The sequence below is a fragment of the Planctomycetia bacterium genome, assembly GCA_034440135.1.
In the GTDB taxonomy this organism is placed as follows: Bacteria; Planctomycetota; Planctomycetia; order Pirellulales; family JALHLM01; genus JALHLM01.
In genome coordinates, this window is record JAWXBP010000225.1 from 1 (window position 1) to 6,635 (window position 6,635).

5 protein-coding genes are annotated in these 6,635 nt (G+C 59.7%); 2 read left to right on the forward strand and 3 right to left on the reverse strand.

Features of this window, described 5'->3' with window-relative positions; all coding sequences use genetic code 11:
* Positions 1-275 precede the first annotated feature (275 nt).
* Both SGJ19_13150 and SGJ19_13155 read left to right on the forward strand, forming a co-directional pair.
* Entirely contained in the window at positions 276-854 is a 579-nt protein-coding gene (locus SGJ19_13150) for an NfeD family protein (protein ID MDZ4781194.1), read from the forward strand.
* Positions 855-1,024: 170 nt separating this feature from the next.
* Positions 1,025-1,816, forward strand: a complete 792-nt coding sequence (locus tag SGJ19_13155) for a carbohydrate-binding family 9-like protein (GenBank protein MDZ4781195.1) — start codon at positions 1,025-1,027, stop codon at positions 1,814-1,816.
* A gap of 179 nt (positions 1,817-1,995) precedes the next feature.
* On the opposite strand, the gene tyrS is transcribed toward SGJ19_13155, so the two are convergent.
* The 3 genes from tyrS to SGJ19_13170 all read right to left on the reverse strand — a co-directional run bounded on the left by tyrS (position 1,996) and on the right by SGJ19_13170 (position 6,232).
* Entirely contained in the window at positions 1,996-3,285 is a 1,290-nt protein-coding gene (gene tyrS / locus SGJ19_13160; protein ID MDZ4781196.1) for a tyrosine--tRNA ligase, read from the reverse strand.
* Between the two features lie 297 nt (positions 3,286-3,582).
* Positions 3,583-4,323 carry a 2-C-methyl-D-erythritol 4-phosphate cytidylyltransferase gene (ispD, locus tag SGJ19_13165; GenBank protein ID MDZ4781197.1) on the reverse strand — a complete coding sequence of 247 codons (741 nt, stop codon included), beginning with the start codon at positions 4,321-4,323 and terminating at the stop codon, positions 3,583-3,585.
* 268 nt (positions 4,324-4,591) lie between these two features.
* Positions 4,592-6,232: an ABC transporter permease subunit gene (locus tag SGJ19_13170; GenBank protein ID MDZ4781198.1), complete on the reverse strand. Its 1,641-nt coding sequence runs from the start codon at positions 6,230-6,232 to the stop codon at positions 4,592-4,594.
* Positions 6,233-6,635 lie beyond the last annotated feature (403 nt).

Sequence of the window (6,635 nt, forward strand, 5' to 3'; positions counted from 1 at the left end):
ACCCCAACTTCCCATCCGCGGCCGCGCCGACCAAATCGCCTGGAATCCCACCCTCGGCCTGACCCTAATGCGTGCCAAATGACTTTGCAGTTGTCCTGGCATCGTCGCCTCCTGCATTGCAACCCGCCAGTGGATCGCAATAAAATAGCCGAATAAACGGAGTTTTTCAGCAGCCTGATAGCGAGCTTGGCGACGTCACGGCGCGCCGTCCTTGCCGCCGCGCCGCCAATCTCATTCAATACAGTCGGTACTCCGTTGTTCTGGGACGTGATCGCATGGAACCTTGGGCTTGGGCAATTGTGATTTTCTCCGCTGGCCTCGCGCTGGCGATGCTGGAAGTATTCCTACCATCCGGCGGCGTGCTGGGATTTCTGTCGCTGGCCGCGGTCGTTGTTTCCATCGTGCTGGCCTTTCGCCACAGCCCAGGGACGGGATTCACCTTCCTGGGATTGGCGATCGTTGGCTTGCCGGCAGCGTTTTCCACGGCGCTCCATTTTTTCCCGCGCACGCGAATGGGACAGCGCATGATCCTGGGCGCGCCATCGGACGACGAAGTCATTTCCGACGAAGACCCGCGCAAGGTCCTGCGCGGGATGGTCGGAAAGCATGGCGTGACGCTCAGCGTGATGTTGCCGAGCGGGCGGGTGCGGATCGACGACCGGCTCTACGACGCGATGAGCGAAGGCCTGCCGATCGAGGCTAACGAACCAGTGACCGTGATTGACGTGCGGGGCGGCAGCCTCGTGGTGCGGGTCGCAAGTCACGAACTTCCACGAGCGAATCCCGCCGATCCGCTCGCCCGCCCGATTGAAAGTTGGGGCATCGATCCCTTTGAAGATGCTCCGGCTGGCTAAGCGAGATGAGCTTGAGAGCCGGAAGCGTCAGCGCCCTGAGCGAATTGAGGAAGCACGCCGATAGCAGTTCACTTCGGGCGCTGACGCTTTCGGCTCTATGATCGTGGGCCATGCTCGGCCATAATGCCCACCGAGGAAATCACTAAGCGAAAACTACTTGTGAGCTGCGCATGTTTCAGCCTCTCAAATTGACGATCGCCTTGCTTCTGTGGTGCGGCCTTGTGAGCGTTACGCCGGCCGCCGAACCCACTCCCAAGAAATATGTTTGTGCGCGAGCCCCGGCGAAAGTCACGCTCGACGGCAAATTGGACGATGACGCCTGGGAGGCGGTGGCTTGGACCGATGACTTCGTCGATATCGAAGGCGACAAGCGTCCCAAGCCGCGATTTCGTACGCGCGCCAAGATGCTCTGGGACGACGAGTATTTCTATGTGGCGGCGCAACTCGACGAGCCGCATGTTTGGGGAACCATTACGCAGCGCGACGCGGTGATCTTTCAGGACAACGATTTCGAGGTCTTCATTGACCCCAATGGCGACTCGCGCGAGTACTACGAATTCGAGATCAACGCCCTGAACACCGGCTGGGATCTGTTTCTTCCCAAACGCTACAAGGACGGTGGCAAGGCGGTCGACGCTTGGAACATCGAAGGATTGAAGACGGCGATTCACGTCGACGGCACGCTCAACGACCCGAGCGACGAGGACCGCGGCTGGAGTATCGAGTTGGCGATTCCCTGGAAGGCGCTCGCGGAGTACGCCCAGCGCCCCAGCCCGCCGCAAGCCGGCGATCGCTGGCGCGTAAGTTTCTCGCGCGTCGAATGGCTCACCGAAGTTAACGACGGCAAGTATGTTAAAGTGCCCGGCAAGCGCGAAGACAATTGGGTCTGGTCCCCGCAAGGGATCATCGACATGCACGAGCCGGACAAATGGGGCTACGTGGAATTCGTGCCGGCGAAGTAGCGCGAACGGCTACTAGAACTCGCTCCTGCATTCGGTCGGGCCGACGAACCTAATCCCACGGTTCTCGTTCCTACTTCCTCCATTCATCATTCGTTTCGCTCCCCCTCCGCGGTTCAAATGCAACTTCCCCCTCCGTGTCCTCCGTGCTCTCCGTGGTGAATCCTCGCGCAAACCTACGCCTACTGAACGAACCGCAGTAGCGCATACTTCTTCTTGCCGGAGCGAAGCACAATGCAGCTTTCGCTGGCCAGTTGTTCGGCGGTGAGCTGCAATTCGATGTTTTCCACGCGGTGGTTGTTCACGTACGCGCCGCCTTGCGCGACCGCCCGCCGGGCTTCGCCTTTGCTTTTGGCGAGTCCGAGCGATTCGATGGCGAAGGCGTCCAGAATATTCAGGCCTTCTCCGGCCAGTGCGCTGCGCGGAAGCTCGGCGCTTGGTACGTCGGCGAAGACCGCGCCAAGTTGCGCGTCGTTCAGGCCGGTGATCGCTTCGCCGAAAAAGATCTCGGTGGCGCGCTGCGCGACGCGGAGGCCTTCCTCGCCGTGAATCAATCGGGTGACTTCTTCGGCCAGGCGGCGCTGGCTTTCGCGGCCGGCGGGGTTCGTTTCGCGAGCCGCATCAAGCGCTTCGACTTCCTCGCGACTGAGATCGGTGAAGAAGCGCAGGCACTTGCTGGCGTCGGCGTCGTCGACGTTGATCCAGTATTGGAAAAACTGGTAAGGACTGGTGCGATCGGCCGCCAACCAGACGGCGCCGGATTCGGTCTTGCCCATCTTCGTGCCGTCGCTCTTGGTGAGTAGCGGCGTGGTGAGTCCGTAGAGTTGCAGGCTGTGCATCCGCCGGCCGAGGTCGATGCCGGCGGTGATGTTCCCCCACTGGTCGCTGCCGCCAACTTGCAGTTCGCAGCCGTGTGCGCGGTTGAGATGCACGAAGTCATACGCCTGCAGCAGCATGTAGCTGAATTCGGTGTAGCTCAACCCGGCGTCGCTGCGCTCCAGGCGCGCCTTGACCGAGTCCTTGGCGAGCATCACATTCACGGGGAAACATTTGCCGATGTCGCGCAGGAAGGTCAAGTAACTGAACGGGCTGATCCAGTCGTAGTTGTTCACCAACAGCGCGGAATTGGCGACGCCCTCGAAATCCAGCACGCGGCGCATCTGCTGCTGAATCGAATCGACGTTGGCGCGGAGCGCTTCGAGCGAGAGCAAGTTCCGCTCCTCGCTCTTACCGGTCGGGTCGCCGATCATGCCGGTCGCGCCGCCGACGACCGCGATCGGCCGATGCCCCGCGCGCTGAAACCGCCGCAACATCAACAGCGACACCAGGTGCCCGACGTGCAGGCTATCGGCCGTAGGATCGAATCCGGCGTACAACGTCCGCGATCCGCTGCGCAACCACTCCGGCAAATGCTCAGGATCCGTCGACTGATGAATCAAGCCGCGCCAGGTAAGTTCGGAGAAAATATCCATGAAGTGAGGTCGATTCCGTTTTGAAACGCGAAGGCCAATTGCGAATGCCGAATGTCGAAATCCGAATGACGAATGAAATCCGAATGCCTAAACTCTTGCCATTGCGGGCAAGTTTAACAAGTCGTCCCTCGTTGTGGCATGGTCTCCCGACCATGTCACCGCCCGCTTGTTGTGGCATGGTCTCCCGACCATGTCACCGGCCTGACCGAAGGTCTCCAATGCTCGTCATCGCGATTTCCGACCTGGGGTCATTCGACATTCTTTCGACATTCGGATTTCGAAACTCGACATCGACGTTCACCGCCACATGTCGTCGTCGGCAAACGGATGCGCCGGGCCCTGGAATTTCGGCTTGGGCAATGCCTTGAGGGCTTGCTCGGCAAGGCGCAGGTCTTCGCGGGTGGTGATTTTCAGGTTCAACGTGCTGCCAGTGAGAACGGTCACGGCGTGGCCGAGGCGTTCGACAAGCTCGGCGTCGTCGGTGGCCGGCTTGGAGCCGCGTTCGGCGTATGCCTTGAACAACAGGTCGCGGCGAAACACCTGCGGGGTTTGGGCTTCCCAGAGGCCATCGCGCGGCACCGTGGCCTCGATCGTTTGACCCGCGCGGACGCGTTTCAATGTGCCGGCGACCGGGATCGCCAGGATCGCCGCGCCGGATTTCTGCGCCGCCTCGAAGACATTGGTGATCCATTCATCGACGATGCAAGGCCGGGCCGCGTCGTGAATGCAAACGTATTCTACGTCCGGCTCAATACGTGACAGGGCGTTCTGCACGGAGTCCGAACGCTCCTGCCCGCCGACGACGACTTCGATGCCTAGGATCGCCACGTTCGAGGCGAACTTGAAGTTGAAGTATTCGCGGTCGTCGGGCGAAATCACGACGATCACCTGCTTGACGTCCTTGCGTTGCAGGAATTTCTCCGCGGCATGCAGCCAAACAGCGCGATCGGCCAACGGCGCGAACGGCTTTTTGTAATTCTTGTCATGGTACCGGCTACTCTTCCCAGCCGCCGGCAGAATTACGGCGAACTTGGACATGGGGAATATTCCTTGGTGTCAGATGCAACGGGTCGTGAGGGGAATGTCGAATTTCTAAATCCGAATGACGAAAGAAATCCGAATGCCTGAATGTCGAATGGTCTTGTCAACGAGGCGTCCGTTGTGGCATGGTCTCCCGACCATGTCACCGCCCCGATCGAAGGTCTCCAATGCCCGTCATCGCGATTTCCCACAAGGGACCATTTAGTCATTTAACGATTCGGCATTCATTCGTCATTCGGATTTCGAAATTCGACATCTGCGCCTCCTATTGTGCGACGCGCCAGCGGCGTTGGAAGAGCCAGATCATGGTCAGGGAGAGGGCGACGTTGAACAAGATGTAGAACGAGACATGCGAGAAGAACAGATCCCAGCGGGGGACGTTGACCTGCGCGGTTCCTGGCGTGATCACCGCGGCGGCATTGCTGATCGTAGGCAAAGCGAACACCGCCGCGAAGGGGCTCGTGAACGTCAGTTGACGTACGAATTCCGCGACCGGCGGTGTGGCAAACGTGCGGGCGAAGAAATGGAACGCCAGTGGCGCGGCATACAGCGACACGACGACCAGGTACGCGGTCATCATGGCCACGGACGTGCGGCGGAAAATCACCGAGCAAAACAGCGCGATACCGGCCGTCGTCGGGCAGGCCAACGCCAGCACGAGCAGGTAGCCCAGCACCGTGGGAATGTTCGACCAGAAGACGCTGACCATCAGACATGCCAGCAACAGCGGCCAGAGCAGGAAGGAGGTGAGAATGGTCGACACGCGCAGGCCGCTGATCATCTTGCCCCAGAGAATCTGCCACGGCGTGACCAACGTCACCAGCAGCAGGTCCAAGGTTTCGCGTTCGCGTTCGCTGGTGACGGCCCCGGCCGAAAACACGGGGCCGACGAGCATATTGAAGAGGATCACGTAGCTGATGTACCAGGGCGCCTGCTCGGGATGCAGGTACAGGAACCAGGCCATCAGCGGGATCGCCAGGAACATGCTCACCTGAATGACCACGCGCAGCATCAGCGTGCCCTGGCTGAACAATTCGCTCCGCAGCTCTTTGTCGTAGACCGGATTCGCACCGTCTTCGAGCAAATCCGTCCGCTTCGGCGGGGCGAACAAGCGGTCCGGAAACTGATCGCGTTGGATCACCAGGCCGACGGCTTCCTTAATCTCGGTTTCTTCATCGATGACTTCATTTCCTTCGCTGCCCACGTCGGGCGGATGGAGCAATCGTCGCGCGGTGGAAATCATCAGCACCGCGCAGATGGTGATACAGGCGGCCGGCAAAAAAGTCAGCGTAGCGAACAGTCGGAACTCCCCCATCTGCCCGAAGGCGCGCCACAACACTGGGCCCAACAGCGCCAACGGTAAGATGATCAAATACGACACGACCAGCGACGCCGCGGAGCGCGTGAAGTAGCTACTACACGCAACGCTGATCATGCCGAACGTCGCCACGCTTAAGACCATCGCCAGGTAGACCGCCATCACCTCATACGGCGACACGCCCCCCAGCGGCAGGCAGAGCATCACGATCGGCAAAGACGAGAGAATCAACATCGCCAAATGGCACAGCGACGCGAGCAGTTTCCCCAGCACGATCGCGCCCGGCCGCAACGGGCTGGCGAGCAACATCTCGTAAGTCTTGCGTTCCTTCTCGCCAGTGATGGTCGTCGCGGCGAAGCTCGGCGCCATCATCGAAGCCAGCACGAACTGGCCGAGAAAAAACATGTCGACCAGCCGCTGCGATTTTTCCGGCTTTCCAGTCAGGTCCATCACCTGATCTTCCGGCCAGGCGACCAGCACCACGAGCGCCAGGAGCGCGTTGTAAACAAACAACAACACAAACGCCCGGCCCATCCGAAGATTGACGAGCAGTTCGCGCTGGAGGACGGGGTTTTCGATTACATACATGAAGGGAATGCCGAAGTGTTCGCGACGATGCCAGACTGAGACACTCAGATTTACTCGGCCACGGCTTGGGCCAACGATCCACGATCATCTCCGAGGTAGGTCACCGCAGTAGTTCTACGCAACTCTCGCAGGGATTCGAGGCGGCCCGCGAAACACGCGAAAAACAGGAAAGTCAATGTCATGGTTCCGAACGAAGTTCAATTTGAGACGCCCGGCCAACTCTTAGAGTTTGTCTTAGACAATCACCGACGTGAAGTCCTTGAAAAGATTCCGCTAGCCTTTTCTACGGCCCAGCTTTCGCGTTGTTAGTGTGTTTCGCGGGGCGCTCCGAGACGTGCACTTCGTCATTAAATCACCAGTCCCTTGGTGACCAGCATAAACACATCCTCCAACGTCGGGTCCT